16 protein-coding genes are annotated in these 15,156 nt (G+C 64.3%); 8 read left to right on the plus strand and 8 right to left on the minus strand.

The annotated features are described in order from the left end of the window. The first annotated feature begins 97 nt into the window (after positions 1-97). A complete protein-coding gene (locus tag AC1D1N_RS25585) occupies positions 98-2,713 on the plus strand; it encodes a TIGR02302 family protein (protein ID WP_477351780.1) in 2,616 nt (871 codons plus the stop codon). A gap of 41 nt (positions 2,714-2,754) precedes the next feature. Next, on the plus strand, positions 2,755-3,126 hold the full coding sequence (locus tag AC1D1N_RS25590) for a glyoxalase superfamily protein (RefSeq protein ID WP_112562239.1): 372 nt from the start codon (positions 2,755-2,757) through the stop codon (positions 3,124-3,126). Between the two features lie 23 nt (positions 3,127-3,149). Here the strand turns inward: AC1D1N_RS25590 and AC1D1N_RS25595 are convergent, their stop codons facing one another. Beyond that, positions 3,150-4,013, minus strand: a complete 864-nt coding sequence (locus AC1D1N_RS25595) for a LysR substrate-binding domain-containing protein (RefSeq protein ID WP_112562313.1) — start codon at positions 4,011-4,013, stop codon at positions 3,150-3,152. 228 nt (positions 4,014-4,241) lie between these two features. On the opposite strand from AC1D1N_RS25595, the gene AC1D1N_RS25600 reads away from it, so the two are divergent. Then, on the plus strand, positions 4,242-5,192 hold the full coding sequence (locus AC1D1N_RS25600; RefSeq protein WP_477351782.1) for a DMT family transporter: 951 nt from the start codon (positions 4,242-4,244) through the stop codon (positions 5,190-5,192). 7 nt (positions 5,193-5,199) lie between these two features. Here AC1D1N_RS25600 and AC1D1N_RS25605 read toward each other — a convergent pair whose 3' ends face one another. The 3 genes from AC1D1N_RS25605 to AC1D1N_RS25615 all read right to left on the minus strand — a co-directional run bounded on the left by AC1D1N_RS25605 (position 5,200) and on the right by AC1D1N_RS25615 (position 6,975). Further along, positions 5,200-5,571, minus strand: coding sequence for a response regulator (locus AC1D1N_RS25605; protein WP_436261535.1), 372 nt, complete (start codon positions 5,569-5,571; stop codon positions 5,200-5,202). 196 nt (positions 5,572-5,767) lie between these two features. Continuing rightward, positions 5,768-6,310, minus strand: a complete 543-nt coding sequence (hpt, locus tag AC1D1N_RS25610; protein WP_477351784.1) for a hypoxanthine phosphoribosyltransferase — start codon at positions 6,308-6,310, stop codon at positions 5,768-5,770. A 26-nt stretch (positions 6,311-6,336) separates the two neighbouring features. Beyond that, positions 6,337-6,975: a hypothetical protein gene (locus tag AC1D1N_RS25615; protein ID WP_477351786.1), complete on the minus strand. Its 639-nt coding sequence runs from the start codon at positions 6,973-6,975 to the stop codon at positions 6,337-6,339. Positions 6,976-7,155: 180 nt separating this feature from the next. On the opposite strand from AC1D1N_RS25615, the gene ftsE reads away from it, so the two are divergent. The 3 genes from ftsE (at position 7,156) to AC1D1N_RS25630 (ending at position 9,657) form a co-directional block, all read left to right on the plus strand. After that, complete coding sequence (gene ftsE, locus AC1D1N_RS25620; RefSeq protein ID WP_023685344.1) at positions 7,156-7,815, plus strand: cell division ATP-binding protein FtsE; 660 nt, start codon at positions 7,156-7,158, stop codon at positions 7,813-7,815. Next, entirely contained in the window at positions 7,808-8,797 is a 990-nt protein-coding gene (locus AC1D1N_RS25625; RefSeq protein ID WP_477351788.1) for a cell division protein FtsX, read from the plus strand. The genes ftsE and AC1D1N_RS25625 overlap by 8 nt, the downstream gene beginning before the upstream one ends. A 134-nt stretch (positions 8,798-8,931) precedes the next feature. Beyond that, the gene (locus AC1D1N_RS25630) at positions 8,932-9,657 is read left to right on the plus strand and encodes a YdcF family protein (RefSeq protein ID WP_112562234.1); all 726 of its coding nucleotides are present in this window, start codon (positions 8,932-8,934) and stop codon (positions 9,655-9,657) included. Between the two features lie 5 nt (positions 9,658-9,662). On the opposite strand, the gene AC1D1N_RS25635 is transcribed toward AC1D1N_RS25630, so the two are convergent. Then, positions 9,663-10,295 carry a pyridoxamine 5'-phosphate oxidase family protein gene (locus tag AC1D1N_RS25635; RefSeq protein ID WP_112562233.1) on the minus strand — a complete coding sequence of 211 codons (633 nt, stop codon included), beginning with the start codon at positions 10,293-10,295 and terminating at the stop codon, positions 9,663-9,665. A 115-nt stretch (positions 10,296-10,410) separates the two neighbouring features. Between AC1D1N_RS25635 and AC1D1N_RS25640 the strand changes: the two genes are divergently transcribed. Beyond that, positions 10,411-11,316 carry a LysR family transcriptional regulator gene (locus AC1D1N_RS25640; protein WP_477351791.1) on the plus strand — a complete coding sequence of 302 codons (906 nt, stop codon included), beginning with the start codon at positions 10,411-10,413 and terminating at the stop codon, positions 11,314-11,316. Between the two features lie 90 nt (positions 11,317-11,406). Beyond that, positions 11,407-12,207, plus strand: a complete 801-nt coding sequence (locus tag AC1D1N_RS25645) for a lysophospholipid acyltransferase family protein (protein ID WP_477351793.1) — start codon at positions 11,407-11,409, stop codon at positions 12,205-12,207. Positions 12,208-12,226: 19 nt separating this feature from the next. Here the strand turns inward: AC1D1N_RS25645 and AC1D1N_RS25650 are convergent, their stop codons facing one another. The 3 genes from AC1D1N_RS25650 to AC1D1N_RS25660 form a co-directional block, all read right to left on the minus strand. Continuing rightward, positions 12,227-12,853 carry a LysE family translocator gene (locus tag AC1D1N_RS25650; RefSeq protein ID WP_477351795.1) on the minus strand — a complete coding sequence of 209 codons (627 nt, stop codon included), beginning with the start codon at positions 12,851-12,853 and terminating at the stop codon, positions 12,227-12,229. Between the two features lie 93 nt (positions 12,854-12,946). After that, the gene (locus AC1D1N_RS25655) at positions 12,947-13,894 is read right to left on the minus strand and encodes an aldo/keto reductase (protein ID WP_477351797.1); all 948 of its coding nucleotides are present in this window, start codon (positions 13,892-13,894) and stop codon (positions 12,947-12,949) included. A gap of 160 nt (positions 13,895-14,054) precedes the next feature. Then, on the minus strand, positions 14,055-15,023 hold the full coding sequence (locus AC1D1N_RS25660) for a GlxA family transcriptional regulator (protein WP_477351799.1): 969 nt from the start codon (positions 15,021-15,023) through the stop codon (positions 14,055-14,057). Between the last annotated feature and the right edge of the window lie 133 nt (positions 15,024-15,156).

Genomic DNA, 15,156 nt, shown 5'->3' on the forward strand with positions numbered 1-15,156 from the left:
GCTCTTCAAGTTTTCGGAACCGCCTCGCCTTTGCCGTGTTTGCTGGTAAACTTCTGCTTGTTGAGTCCGGGCTATCCCGCCCGGGCAGGAAGGGCCGATGACGGAAAGCCCCATTTCCAGCGGCGATCGCAGCCTGGCCGGACGGCTTGCTCTAAGCCGGTTGGCGACACGGGTCTCGATGACGGTCGAACGCGGCTGGCCGCTGCTTCTGCCGCTGCTCATCGTCGCCAGCCTGTTCCTCAGCCTCTCCTGGCTCGGACTTTTCCCACGCCTGCCTGACGTCGCGCGCATTGTCCTGGTCGCGGCTTTCGGCCTTGCCGCGCTTGCAGCGCTCTATCCGCTGCGTTTCTTCAAGCTTCCCTCCGCCGCCGAGGTCGACCGCCGCATCGAGGCGGCCAACCAGTTGCAGCACAGCCCGGTGCTGGTGCAGACCGACCGTCCGAGCGGCAAGGAAAGCATCTTTTCCCAGGCGCTGTGGCGCGAGCACCAAAAGCGCATGGCCGACAAGCTCGGCGATCTTGGCCCCGATCTGCCGCGTACCCGCGTGCCGGAACGCGACCCGTGGGGGCTGCGCGCCGTGGCGGCGCTGCTTTTGGTCACCGCTTTCGCCTTTTCCTTCGGACCGTCCGGCGGCAGGCTCTCCGATGGCTTCCGCGCCCATGCGGCGCGCGACATCGTTCCGCCGCGCATCGATGCCTGGGTGACCCCGCCGGCCTATACCGGCAAGCCGCCCATCTTCCTGACCACCCCAGTCATCGACAACAATGCCAAGCAGGCAACCGCCACCTTTACCGTGCCGCAAGGCAGCGACGTGTCTCTGCGCGTCACCGGCGGCTCCGGCGAGGAAACGCTCAGCTTCGCCGACAAGAGCGGCAATGCCCGCGCCATCGACCCGACCGGACCGCAGGCAGCAGCGATCAAGGCAGCGGCGGTCAACCCGGCAACACCCAAGCTGCGCCAGTTCACCGGCAAGCTGACGGCTGACGGCACGCTGACGCTGAAATCGGGCGAAGCCGATCTCGGCCAATGGGCTTTCGCGGTGATCCCCGACAAGCCGCCGACGATCCGCTTCGTCGGCGAGCCCAAGCGCGCCGTCAACGGCGCCTTCGAGCTCAATTACCAGATCGACGACGACTATGGCGCGGCCACCGCCAAGGCGGTTTTCGCGCTGGTCGACCCGGCGGCGCCCGGTGCGCATCCGCTCTACGGACCGCCTGAAATGCCATTGGCGCTACCGCGCCGCGGCGGCAAGGCGAACGCCGCCAAGACCACCAAGGACCTCACCGAACACGTCTGGGCCGGCGCCAGCATCAAGCTGTCGCTTGTCGCCACCGACGATGCCGGGCACACCGCGACCAGCGAAACCAAGACGATTGTGATGCCCGAGCGGCCCTTCGCCAATCCGCTGGCGCGGGCGGTGATCGAGCAGCGCCGCCTGCTGGGGCTCGACGCCAACGCCAAGCCGCGCGTGCTCGACCTGATGGACGCCATCACGCTTCGGCCCGAAGACACGTTCGACAACATGTCGCATTACCTCGCCATCATGAGCGCCCGCAGCCGGCTGAAAATGTCCGACAGCGACGACCAACTGCGCAGCGAGGTTGCCTATCTCTGGGAAATCGCGCTCGGCATTGAGGAAGGCAATCTCTCCGCGGCGGAAAAGCGCCTGCGCCAGGCGCAGCAGGCGTTGCAGGATGCCATCAAGCGTGGCGCCAGCGACGAAGAGATCGAAAAAGCGATGAAGGAACTGCGCGAGGCGATGAACGAATTCCTGCAGGAGTTCGCCGAGCGCGCCAAGCAGAACCCGAACGCGCCGCAGATGCAGCAGAACGGCCGCGAACTGCGCCAGAGCGACATCGACCGCATGATGGACCAGATCGAGAACCTGGCGAAATCAGGCGACCGCGACAAGGCGCAGGAGCTGCTGTCGCAGCTGGAAAACATGATGAACAACCTGCAGGCCGGCCGTCAGCAGCAAGGCGGCGAGCAGGACAGTGAGATGCGCCAGCAGATGGACAAGCTGGGCGAGATCATGCGCCGCCAGCAGGAAATGATGAACGACACCTACCGCATGGACCAGATGCAGCGCGGCCAAGGCCAGCGAGATCAAGACCAGCAGCAACAGGATGGCGACCAGCAGCTCGGCGGACAGGATCAGGACAAACCCGGCGTCGGGGACGACCGCGATCCGCTTGCCCGGCCGAAGTCGATGACGCCGCAGGAATTCGCCGACGCGATGAAGCAGCTGCAGGAAGGCCAGGGCCAGTTGCAAAGCGAGCTCGACAAGCTGAAGAAGGGCCTGGAAGGCATGGGCATGCAGCCCAATGAAGGATTTGGTGAGGCCGGCAAATCCATGGGCAATGCCGAAAAATCGCTTGGCGAAGGTGAAGGCGACCAGGCAGTCGGCCACCAGGGCCGCGCGCTGGAAGCGCTGCGCAAGGGCGCCAAGGAGATGATGAAGCAGCTGCAGGCGATGCAGGGCGACCAGGGCGGTAGCCAGGAAGGCGGCCGCCAGCAGGACGCCGACCGCGATCCGCTGGGCCGGCCACGCGCCAGCCGCGGACCCGATTTCGGCGATTCGGTGAAGGTGCCCGACGAGATCGACGTGCAGCGCGCCCGCCAGATCCTCGAAGCGATTCGCAAGCGGCTCGGCAACGCGCTCAGCCCCGACATCGAGCGCAGTTATCTCGAACGGCTGCTGGAGCTGAAGTAGCCTCCAAGGCAACGTCCGTCGAACTGAATGGTATCAGCGCCATGCCGAAACTCGGTGCCGTAACGCCCATCCTGCGCATCTTCGACATCGCCAAGGCGCGCGAATTCTACCTTGACTTCCTCGGCTTCGAAGTCGAGTTCGAACATCGCTTCGACGACAATGCGCCGCTCTACATGGGTGTAATCCGCGACGGCTGCGTGCTGCATCTGAGCGAACATCACGGCGACGGCGCGCCGGGCGTGGCCATGCGCATCAAGGTCGAGGATATCGCCGCGCTGCACCGCGAACTGATCGGCAAGAAATACCGCTACGCCCGGCCGGGTCTCGAAACAACGCCGTGGCAGACCCGCGAAGTGACGGTCGGTGATCCCTTCGGCAACCGCCTGCATTTCTACGAAGATGCGGCAGGCTAGGCAGTTTCGCGGAAGGAGCTGTTCTAATCGGACCTGTTGACGAATGCGTCGCGGATCGCTTCCTGCATGCCGTCGATCGCCTCGCCTGACGCGTTCGGGTTGCGATGCATCACCACATTCGAGGAGTCGATGTGGCCGAACCCGTCGGCGGCAGTGAGCTCGCGACAGCCATCGGGAATGTTGCTGTGCGAGATCGGCGCGATCGCCAGGCCAGAGGTGACGGCGAGCTTCAGGCCGCCGGTGGTGTCGCTGGTATAGGCGACTCGGTAGGCCAGCCCGCGCTGTTCCAGCGATTTGATGGCGAAGTCCTTGCACCAGCCGGCCCGGTTATAGAGCGCGATCGGCACCGGCCGCTCCTCATGCATGTGATGCAGGCTCGATGTCACCCACACCGTCGGATCGTGCATCAGCACCTCGCCGCCGCCAGGATCCTGCCATTCGAAGACCACGGCGAGGTCGAGCTCGCCGGCAGCCAGCGCCGCCAGCTGCGCGCCTGAATGCGCATAGCGCACCGTGACCTCAACCTTGGTGTGGCGCTTGGAGAAGGCGCCGAGCGCCCGCGACAGGATGGCGTGGCCATATTCCTCTGGAATGCCGATCCGCACCGGCCCGCCGAGAGGTGCCGCCGCCATCGACGCCGCCGTCTCGTCGAGCAGCGAGACGATGCGGCGGGCATTGACGATCAGTTCGCCGCCACGGCGAGTCAGGGCTACGCCGCGCGAACCGCGTTCGAACAGGCTGTCGCCGACCAGCTCCTCGAGCTTCTTCATCTGCATCGACACCGCTGATTGGGTGCGGCCGGCCTGCTCCGCCGCCCGGGTGAAATTGCCAGCTTCGGCAATGGCGACGAAGGTGCGCAGAAGATCGCTGTCGAGGGTTGGTCGCATCGAATCCGTCATAAGCAAATTTGATCGCTGGTATCATTCCAATTCGTTTGCAACATGTCAAACGCCGGACGATAGTCAGCCTACCCATTGGATATGCGGCCGCGAAATCGGTTGCGGACCAATCGAAGAGTCCTCACTCATACCCGCTGCCCGAAACGGTGGCGGGTTCTTTTTACCCCGCAGCCGGGCGGCTGCGGGCACTTCAGGCAAGGGGCCGGCAGCAACGACATGCGCAACCGGATCGTTCTCGGCATCATCAGCCTGTGCCTTGGCGTGCTGGTGTTCTCGCTCCAGGACCCCCTCGTCAAGGCGGTGTCAGGCGGCTATCCCGTCACCGAGGTGATGTGGATCCGCTCGATCGTCGCCTTGCCGATCCTGATCGTTCTCGTCCACGCCGATGTCGGCCTGCGGGCCATCGCCTCGAAGCGGTTTGGCCTGCTGACGATCCGCGCCTTCATCCAGTTCAGCTCCTATACGGTCTATTATCTGGCAATCGCCGCCTTGCCGCTCGCCGACGCGGTGGCGCTCTACTTCATGGCGCCGCTGTTCATCATGGCGATGGCCGGACCCTATCTCGGCGAACGCGTGTCCTGGCAGACGCTCGCCACCGTGCTGATCGGCATGCTGGGCGTGGTCGTGATGCTGCGCCCGGGCGCCGGCCTGTTCGACTGGGCGGCCTTCTTGTCGCTGGGTTCGGCGCTGCTCTACGGCTTTTCGCAGCTGATGGCGCGCAAGATCGGCGACACCGAATCCTCAACCGTCATGGCCTTCTACCAGAACGGCGCCTACCTCGTCGGTGCTGCCGCGGTTGCCGGCACATTCTGGCTCGCGGGCATAACCCACGCGGTCCATCCAAGCCTCGAATTCCTGGTGCGGCCATGGGTTTGGCCGACGACACCGGATTTCCTCAAGATGGCGGCCTGCGGTTTCGTCGCCTCGGCCGGCATGATCCTTCTGTCGCAGGCCTACCGGCTGGCGCCGGCCAACCGCGTGGCCACCTTCGAATACACTGGCATCATCTGGTCGCCGCTGTGGGGCTTCCTGTTCTTCAATGAGGTGCCGCGCTCGACCACCGCCATCGGTGCCGCGCTGATCATCGGCGCCGGCCTGCTCGCACTCAACACCGAGCGGCGCAGGAGCACCACGCCTGTCCTTGCTGCGAGCCAGGATGCGGCGTGAAGCTAGACTATGCGAAGCAGGTGAGCGCCTGTTCGACCCGGGAGCGGATTTCGGCCAGCGTGAAGGGCTTCTGCACGACATCGATAATGATGCCGTTCAACTCCTCGGCGCGCTCGCGCTGGTCGGCATAGCCGGTCATCAGCAGGATCTTCATCGCCGGGAAAAGCCTGGCCGCCGCGATCGCCATCTCGATGCCGTCCATCTCCGGCATGCGGATATCGGAGACGACGAGGTCGTAACCGCCGCCCGCCGCGCTGATCATCGCCAGCCCCTGCGCGCCATCGGCGGCAATGTCGATTGAATGCCCGGCGCGTTCGAGCGCGCGGGCGGCGAGGGTACGGACGGACTCATCGTCCTCGACGATCAGAAGCTTTGCCATGGGCCGGAATTTGGCGGGCAAAAGTTGACTTTTTCTGAAAATTTGAAGCGTCGATGAGACCTTTTTAGAATTCGCTCCGGTGAGTCAGTTGGTGTGGTTTGCGAGAACCGGAGCGCAGCGGACATTCAAGTCCGTGAGCACCGGAAGCGCAGGAAGCCGCGCCAAATGGCCGCCGGAGTAGAATTATCAAAAGGTCTCAAGCGTCGCCTTTGACGACACCGACGAATKGCAATTCGCGAAAAGCGTGGGCGACGTCCATGCCGTAACCGACGACGAAATAATCGGGACAGTCGAAGCCGACATAGTCGGCATTGAGCTCGGTCTGGCGGCGCATGCGCTTGTCGAGCAGCACCGCGATGGCGCAGCTTTTGGCGCCGCGCGACAGCATCAGATTGCGAGTGAAGGAGAGCGTCTTGCCGGATTCGAGAATATCGTCGATCAAGAGCACGTCGCGGCCGGCGACCTCATTGTCGATGTCGCGCAGCACCCTCACCTCGCCGCTGGTGGTGCCGGCGCCGTAGCTGGAGATGAAAATGAATTCGACCTCCGGCGACAGCCCGACATCGTGCATGGCGCGAATGAGGTCGGCGGCGAAGATGAAGGAGCCCTTCAGCACCGAAATCACCAAGAGGTCATGGTAATCGTGCTCGGCGATCTCCTTGGCGAGTTCCAGATTGCGCCGCGCGATCGCGGACGCCGAAAACAGGACTTCGATGTCCTTGCCGCGCACAACTGGCATCAATAACCTTTCCGAGAGATCGTCGCCTAACCGGCGAAAGTGACCGAGACGGCCTTCACCCCGTTTCTAGGCACGTCGAGACGGCTGGAAAAGCCGAATCTTTCGCCAGGCGCCAGCGAACGGCTGGATGTCCCCAACGTATAGCGCGTAATGCGGCTGTCATTGCCGGTGACGCGGATTTCCAGCGGCGGCAATGGTCCCGCCTTCACACCGTCATTCACGGCCTCGCCATCGACGAACAGCACCGGGGTGGACCCGGAAGCGTCAACGTGCGAGGTGACGCCGGCAATGCTGAGTACGGCGCCCGCCGGCTGTTCGACTGTCCAGAACGGCGTCTGGCGCACCAGCGCGTGACCGCCCGAGACCCAGAAAGCGGCGAGCGCCGCACCGACCCCGGCGATCCAGAAGATCGGCCCGCCTCGCGACGCCGGCGGCCGCACGGTTGCGGCTTCCGGCTTGCGCAGCATGTCCATGCCTTCGATCGACGGCGTGGCCATGCCCCGCGCCGGCGACGACAGGGCTTCCACTCTTGGAACCAAGCGGGGCAGCACCTCATAATCGGCATCGACGATGTCGGTTGCCAAAGGACGCAATTCCGGCGCGACACTTGTCCCGGTCATGATTTCGCCGGAAACCGGGCGCGCGGTTCGTTGCTCAGCCATCATGGTCCCGCTGTTCGCTCTTCGTTTCTTTTGCGTAAATGGAAATGGTTAACGCTTCCCCACCGGAACCCTTGTGACGCATTCAAAAACAGCGAAAATTAACCGACGGTTAACCATGGCGGCCGATGGTCGTTTGGCAGAAAGGGCTGGCGCGCCGCCGCCACACATTTCAGGTCGTCGCACGTGATCCGCTTCGAAAATGTCGGCCTCCGCTATGGCATGGGTCCGGAAATCCTCCGCGACATCTCCTTGCACATTCCGGAGAGCTCCTTCCAGTTCCTGAGCGGGCCCTCCGGCGCCGGCAAGACGACGCTGCTGCGCCTTCTGTTCATGTCGCTGAAGCCGACGCGCGGGCTGATCACCATCTTCGGCAAGGACCGCTCGCGTATCTCGCGCGCCGAACTGCCGCATCTCAGGCGCCGCATCGGCGTGGTGTTCCAGGATTTCCGCCTGCTCGACCACATGACCACCTATGAGAATGTCGCCCTGCCGCTGCGCGTGCGCGGCCGCGAGGAAGCGAGCTACCGCACCGACGTCACCGAACTTTTGAAATGGGTTGGTCTCGGCGAGCGCATGCATGTGCTGCCGCCGGTCCTCTCGGGCGGCGAAAAGCAGCGCGCCGCCATCGCCCGCGCGCTGATCGAACAGCCCGAGATCCTGCTCGCCGACGAGCCGACCGGCAATGTCGACCCGCCGCTGGCGCGCCGTTTGCTCAGGCTGTTCATCGAACTCAACCGTCTCGGCACCGCGGTGGTGATCGCCACCCACGATCTCGGCCTGATGGAGCAGGTCGACGCGCGCCGCATGATCCTGGCCGGCGGAAGGCTGGATATCTATGACTGAGCTATCCGCCGAACAGCTGCATGAAGCGGCCGCGCAGCAGGCCGCTACGCCTCAGCGCGTCCAGCGCCGCATGGCGCCGATCGTGCCGGCGCAGAACATTGCCGGCCGCGCTCTGGTGCTGGTCATCGCCATCATGACCTTTCTGTCTTGCCTGACCTTCGGCGCCGTCACGCTGGTGCGCGATACCGCCTCGGTCTGGGAGAACCAGATCTCGCGTGAGGCGACGATCCAGATCAAGCCGGTCGACGGCCTCGACATGGAGGCAGCCCTTGCCCAGGCCTCGCAGATCGCCGGCGAATTCCCGGGCGTGAAAGCGACCAGGATCATCGACCGCGATGCGACGGCCCGCCTGTTGGAGCCGTGGCTGGGCTCGGGGCTGAACATCGACGAACTGCCGGTGCCGCGGCTGATCATCGTCACCATCGACGAGACCAGCCCGCCCGACTTTGCCGCCATCCGCGCAGCGATAACGCCCAAACTGCCCAGCGCATCGCTCGACGATCACCGCACCTGGGTCGACCGGCTGGTCGCCATGGCCCGCACCACCGTCACCATCGGCATCGCCGTGCTGGTGCTGATGTTGTCGGCGACAGTGCTGACGGTGGTGTTCGCCACTCGGGGCGCCATGGCCGGCAACGGCCATATCATCGAGGTGCTGCATTTCGTCGGCGCCGAGGCGCGCTTCATCGCGCGCGAATTCCGCTGGCATTTCCTGGTCACCGGCATGAAGGGCGCTGCCGCCGGCGGGGCCGCCGCGATCCTCGTTTTCATCGTCTTTTCCTGGTGGTCGTCGCGCAACATGGCAACGCCGGAGGCCGACCAGGCCACCGCTTTGTTCGGCAATTTCGCCATCGGATCGGCCGGCTATCTCGGCGTCGGCCTGATGGTGCTTGTGATCGGCGGGCTGACGGCGGCGACCTCGCACGCCACCGTCGTCGCCTATCTCAGCGACATCGATGTCCGCCAGCCGGATGCGGGCTGAGCAATGACGGCAGAAGCGAAAAACAGTTCGAGGGCCAGGGACTGGAATAACGGAGCGATCACGGATCGAAAAACGACGTAACGCAATGTGCGCTTTTTTCCTTATCAAAGCGGCATTTCAGGATTAACCATAGGATGATGGACGCGCGGAACTCGACCGGGACGGCTGGACAGATGCCAGTGGTGGGTGCGCGTTCACGTGTGCGCACCGGCCCGGGTCGTTTGCGGACGGTGCTGCGTCTCGCCTCCCTCTGTCTGCTGCTGCTGGTGACGCTGTTTGCCGGCGGCTTCGGCTGGTTCGCCAGCAAGGTCAGCCACATGACCACCCCGGCCGATCCGGCCAAGGCCGATGCGATCATCGTCTTGACCGGCGGTCAGGCGCGCCTCGACGCCGCACTCGACCTGCTTGCCTCCGGCAAGGGCGAGAGGTTGCTGATCTCAGGCGTCCATCCCTCCGCCAGCCGCCGCCAGCTACAGGCTGCGACCGGCAGTGACAAGGCGCTGTTTTCCTGCTGCGTCGACATCGACCGCGCTGCGCTCGACACGATCGGTAATGCCCAGGAGAGCGCCAAATGGGTGGAGAGCCACGCCTATGGAAGCGTCATCCTCGTCACCAACAATTATCACATGCCGCGCAGCCTGCTGGAGATGGGCCGTCTGCTGCACGGCGCCAAGCTTGAGCCCTATCCAGTGGTCAACACCAATCTCGACAATGGCGACTGGCTGACCAAACCGGAAGCGCTGCGCGTGCTTCTGACCGAATACAGCAAATATCTGCTGGCGCTGGCGCGCGGCATCGTCCCGATCCGCCAGACCGCCGACAGCGTCGCGCTGGCCGAGGTTTCGACCGCAAAGGACTGAGTCGATTACCCCTTGGCCGCGCCGTCCGAGGCGCCGCGCAGCCGCGCAATCTCCTGTTCGAGCCGCTCAATCTGCTTGTCGCGTTCGGCAAGTGCAGCCGCCACGTCGGCCGCCTCGAAACGCTGCGGAATGTGTTGCGGGCAATTGGCATCCCAGGCCGAGACCGTGAACAGGATGACCTGCTCGGGGCGAGCCTTGTAATCCTGCGGCATCAGCTTTGCCAAAAGCTCGGCATCGTCCTCGACAACGCGCGCCGTGCCCCAGATCTTGACGCGCTGCCGATGCGCATAGTCGATGAGGAACAGGAATGCCTGATTGTTGTCGGCAAGATTGCCTTGGGTGATGAACTGCCTATTCCCCGAGAAATCGGCAAAGCCGATGGTCTTCTCGTCCAGCACCCTGAGGAAGCCGGCAGGCCCGCCGCGATGCTGGATATAGGGCTGGCCCTCGCCATTGGCCGTCGACAGGAAGACGCTGGTCTGCGCCGCGATGAAGTCGGCGAGGTCCGGCGTGATATGGGCGCGCCATCCGCCGCGCTCCTCGGCGCTGGCATAACCCTTGCGCGACCCCTTGCGGGTCTGGATCGCCTTGACCGTCGGCGTGAAGGCGACGTCGCTGGTGAAGGTATGCGCGTTCATGAAAGCCTCCTCGAGACCAAATCTCTGGCTATTGTGCGCTCCGATATAGAGGCTTCCATCTTTCGGATGTAGATGGCATATTCGCAACCTCTCCTTCCATTTTCTGGAAGCAATGATGGATCGCTTCGAAGCCATGTCGCTGTTCGTCGCCGCGGTGGAGGCTGGTAGCCTTTCCTCTGCCGGCCGCCGCTTCGGAATTCCGCTGGCGACGGTCAGCCGCAAGGTCTCCGACCTTGAAAAGCATCTGCAGACGCGACTGCTGAACCGTTCGACCCGGCAGTTGACCCTGACCGATGCCGGCCAGGCCTATCTCGCCGCCTGCCGCCGTATCCTGGGCGAGGTCGGCGAGGCCGAGCGCACCGCCGCCGGCGAATACAGCACGCCGACCGGCGACCTGTTCATCACCGCCCCGATCGTCTTTGGCCGCCTGCATGTGCTGCCCGTCGTCACCGAGTTCCTCGCGGCCTACAGCCAAGTCAACATCCGCCTGACATTGGCCGACCGGATAACCCAACTGGCCGAGGAGCATCTCGATCTCGCCATCCGCATCGGCGAGCTTGCGCCGTCGAGCCTGGTCGCCATCCGCGTCGGCGCGATCCGCCGCGTGGTGTGCGCCAGTCCCGCCTATATCGCCACGCACGGCATGCCACAGGCCCCGGAAGATCTGGCCGCGCATGAGTGCATCAGTTTCGAGGGCCCCTCCGCTCTCGCCAGCTGGAGCTTTGCCGGTGGCAAGGGCGAACTGATTGTGCCGATCCGCTCCCGGCTGCGCGTCAACACCGCGGAAGCGGCGATCGATGCCGCGATTGCCGGCGCCGGCATGACGCGCGTGCTGTCCTACCAGATCGCGGACGCGGTACGCTCTGGCGTGCTCATCCCGGTCTTGCAGCCCTTCGAGCCGCAACCATGGCCGGTGAGCCTCGTCCATGCCGGCCAGGGCCTGCTGCCGGTCAAACTCAGGGCATTCCTCGATTTCGCCGCTCCGCGGCTGAAACAGCGGCTGCAGCAGGCGACGTGGTGAGCTGAGGGCTGGCTGCAGCCTTTGCGGCGTTTCCTTTTTGCCCGCGCTTGGTGTAACCAACGCACACCTCCTCAACGGGCCCTTCCCCGCATGCTCTATATTCGCTCGCTGGCGTTCAACCTCGTCTTCTACGTCAACCTGATCGTCCAGATGATCCTCTGGACCCCGTACTATTTCCTGTCGCCGCGCCACCGTGCCTGGTTCGTGCCGAAATTCTGGTCGCGCACCAGCCTGTGGCTCTACGACAAGATCGCCGGCACCAGGAGCGACATCACCGGTTTGGAAAACCTGCCCGAAGGGTCCTTCATCCTGGCGCCGAAACACCAGTCATTCTGGGACGCGATCGCTTTTTTTCCGCTTCTCCAGGACCCGCTTTACATCCTCAAGCGCGAACTGACCTGGATCCCCTTCTTCGGCTGGTACATCATGAAGATGCGGATGATCCCGGTCGACCGCGGCAGCCGCTCCAAGGCGCTGAAGCAGGTCGTTGCCTCGACCAGACAGGAAATGGCACGCAATCCGCGCCAGCTGATCATCTATCCCGAAGGCACGCGTCGCGCGCCGGGCGACGAGCCGGCCTACAAATACGGCATTGTCGAACTCTACGCGCAGCTCGGCGTTCCGGTGGTGCCGGTTGCCCATGTCGCCGGCCTCTATTGGCCGCGCCGCAAATTCATGCGCTTTCCCGGCACCATCAAGGCCCGCTTCCTGCCGCCGATCCCGCCCGGGCTCGGCAAGGACGAATTCATGGACCGGCTGATCGGCGAGACCGAAGCCGCCTGCGATCAGTTGCTGATCGAAGCTTCCCGCGCGCCGAACCCGCCGCCAATGCCGCCAACGGCGTCCAAGCGACTGGCCGAACTCGCCGCGGTCGCGAAAACCAAGGCCTGATCTCCGGCGCCGCTCGGGCTTACGGCCACGCCGCCAAAGCGGTGGTCACCACCAGCGTTGCCGCGAACACCAGGTTGATGATCCGCGACGCCAGCGGCTGGCGCAGGGTGCGGGCGAAGGCCGCGCCGGCCAGAAGCCACAGCACATGAATGGCGACGATCATCAAGGTGAGAACCGCGAGCCTCGCCGGAACGCCGAGAGCATCGGCGCCGGCCGCCGTCGCGGAGCCGGCAAGGACCGCGGCAATCGCCACATAGGCCTTCGGATTGGCGACGGCGAGCAGGAAGCCGCCGAGGAAGGTTGGCAGCACAGCCCTGCTGTCGCGTGCCGCCAGCGGCGGCGCCGTCGCTATTCTGAAGGCGAGATAGAGGATGTAGGCGGCGGAAGCGGCCGCCAGCACGGGCGCCACCCCCGGCATCGAGGTGAGGATAGCCGTGATGCCGGTGGCCACCACCAGCAGCACCGCAACCGTGCCGAGAATGATCCCCCAGGCATAGCGGAGCGAATTGCGCAGGCCGAAGGCTGCGCCTATCGCCGTGACGCTGATCGTCGCCGGGCCTGGACTGCCCATGACGACGGTTGCCGCCAGCACCAGCGCCAGCAATTGCTGCCAGGGTTGCGCCTGTGAGAGGATTTCTATGGCCATGCTGCTCCCTCTCCCACGATGCTGGAGAGCAGTGTGGCGAACCGGACTGCCGACGTCTTGAACGATCGTGCCGAACCTGATCGGCAGCCTTCGCTAGGCGCTGGCCTTGTCCAGCGCCGCGAGATCCTCCGCGCTGAGCTTCAGCGACGCCGCGCGCACCAGGCTGTCGACCTGGTCGAGCGTTGTTGCGCTGGCGATCGGTGCGGTGATGCCGGGCTGCGCCATCACCCAGGCAAGCGCGACTTCGGCCTGGCTGGCCGAATGCCGCGCCGACACAGCGTCAAGTGCCGCAAGAATGCGCATTCCACGCGCATTGAGATAGCCCTTCACGCCACCGCCGCGTTCACTTTTGCCAAGATCGGCCTCGCTGCGGTATTTGCCGCTCAAAAACCCTTTGGCGAGAGCGAAATAGGTGATGACGCCGATATCCTCCGCCACGCACAGATCATGCAGCGGCCCGTCGAAAGGCGAGCGATCGTAGAGATTGTATTCCGGCTGCAGCACGGCATAGCGCGGCAGCCCGCGCAGGCTGGCCACATCGAGTGCGGCGCGCAACTGGCCGGCGTCGAGGTTGGAGGCGCCGATATGGCGGACCTTGCCGGCGGCAAGCAGCTTCTCATAGGCGCCGAGCGTTTCCTCATAGGGCGTGGTCGGGTCAGGCCAATGCGACAGATAAAGATCGACCACATCGGTCTGCAGCCGCTTGAGCGATGCCTCGACCGCCCTCTCGATATGGGCGGCCGACAAATCCTTTTTGCCTTGCCCCATATCCGAGCCAACCTTGGTGATGACGACGATCTTGTCGCGGTTGCCGCGGCTTTTCATCCATTTGCCGATGATCGTCTCGGATTCGCCGCCCTTGTTGCCGGGCACCCAGCGCGAATAAGCGTCGGCCGTGTCGATGGCGTTGAGGCCGGCGCCGGCGAACCGGTCGAGCAGGTCGAAGGAGGTCTTCTCGTCGGCGGTCCAGCCGAAGACATTCCCGCCCAGAACCAGCGGCGCGATGGAAAGGTCGGTTTGACCGATACGGCGTTTCTGCAAGATGGGGCTCCGTGATGCTGGCGGCGGCGGGCGAACCCGAATGCTTCGGGCCGCAGCTAAGCTAGGTCTCGCCGCGCCGAGGTCAAAGGCCTCAGCCAATTTTCCAGCGGACCAGCGCTTCACAAAGGCGCGACCGCTTCGCCCGCAACCTGGCCATGGTCTACTGGCTTTGACGCCGGTATTCGCCGGGTGGCAGTCCGACGGTGCGGTTGAAGAGCCGGCTGAACGAGGCCGCATCCTGATAGCCGACCTGATAGCATATCTCCGCAACACCAAGCCTGGTGCTTTCGAGAAGCGTCTTGGCGGCCTCGAGCCGTTGGTCCTGAATCCATCGGCCGGGCGTCGTGTGCAACTCCTCGGCAAACCGGCGCGCCAGTGTTCGCGGCGACAGGCCGAGTTGCGCGCCAAGTAAGGCAAGATCGAGCGTTCTGAGCTGGCTTCTTGCTAGGGCTTCGAGACGGTCGCGCAACGACTCATGCAAGGGCAGCAGATCGGTGAGCGGGAATTCATATGGCGCCTGGCTGTGGCGCGACGGCGGCAGCACCAAGAGTTTGCGAACCAGCCGCTCCTCCTTGGCGAAGCCAAGATCCTTGAGAAGAGCCTTGCCGAGCTCGAGGCCTGAAAAGCCCCCGCCGCAAGTATAGATCCGCCCGTCCCCGACCAGGACACGGGAAGCGTCCCAGCGCACATTCGGAAAACGGCGCTGGGCATCAGCCTTCAGCCACCAGGAGATCGTCGCGCGTTTTCGATCGAGAAGGCCGGCATCGGCGAGGAAATAACCAGCGCCGCAATGCGCGGCGAGGATGGCGCCGTCGCGCTGCGCCCTGGCGATGAGCGGCGCGGCATGACGGCTCTCTTCCTCCAGTGCGGCAACAAGCGCCGGCACCTGCATGCCGGGCATGGCAAGCAGGATCAGCATATCCATGCGCTGCGAGGGTTCGCGTCTGGTATGAAAGGAAATTCCCGGCGTCGTCGTGGCGTCAGCCTGCCGGGCCACGAATTCGAAGGAAATCGCCGGTGCGCCGCGAAGGGTGTTCACCAGGTCGAACATTTCGACGAGCGTGGCGGCGACCGCCGAATAGAAGGTCGAGGGCAGCCAGATCACGGCGTGGAGGGGTTGGTTGGCCAAGATGCCTTCTCATGCACAAAACAATAGATGGCAAGTTTAGCACATAGATTGTCAAATCTGCCAATTCTGATTTTTGCCAGCCGACCTAGATTCCGCGGCGCCGATGCAAATGTCGGCGCTCGCGGTCTGGTCG

The organism is Mesorhizobium sp. P2_B5 (assembly GCF_056404775.1).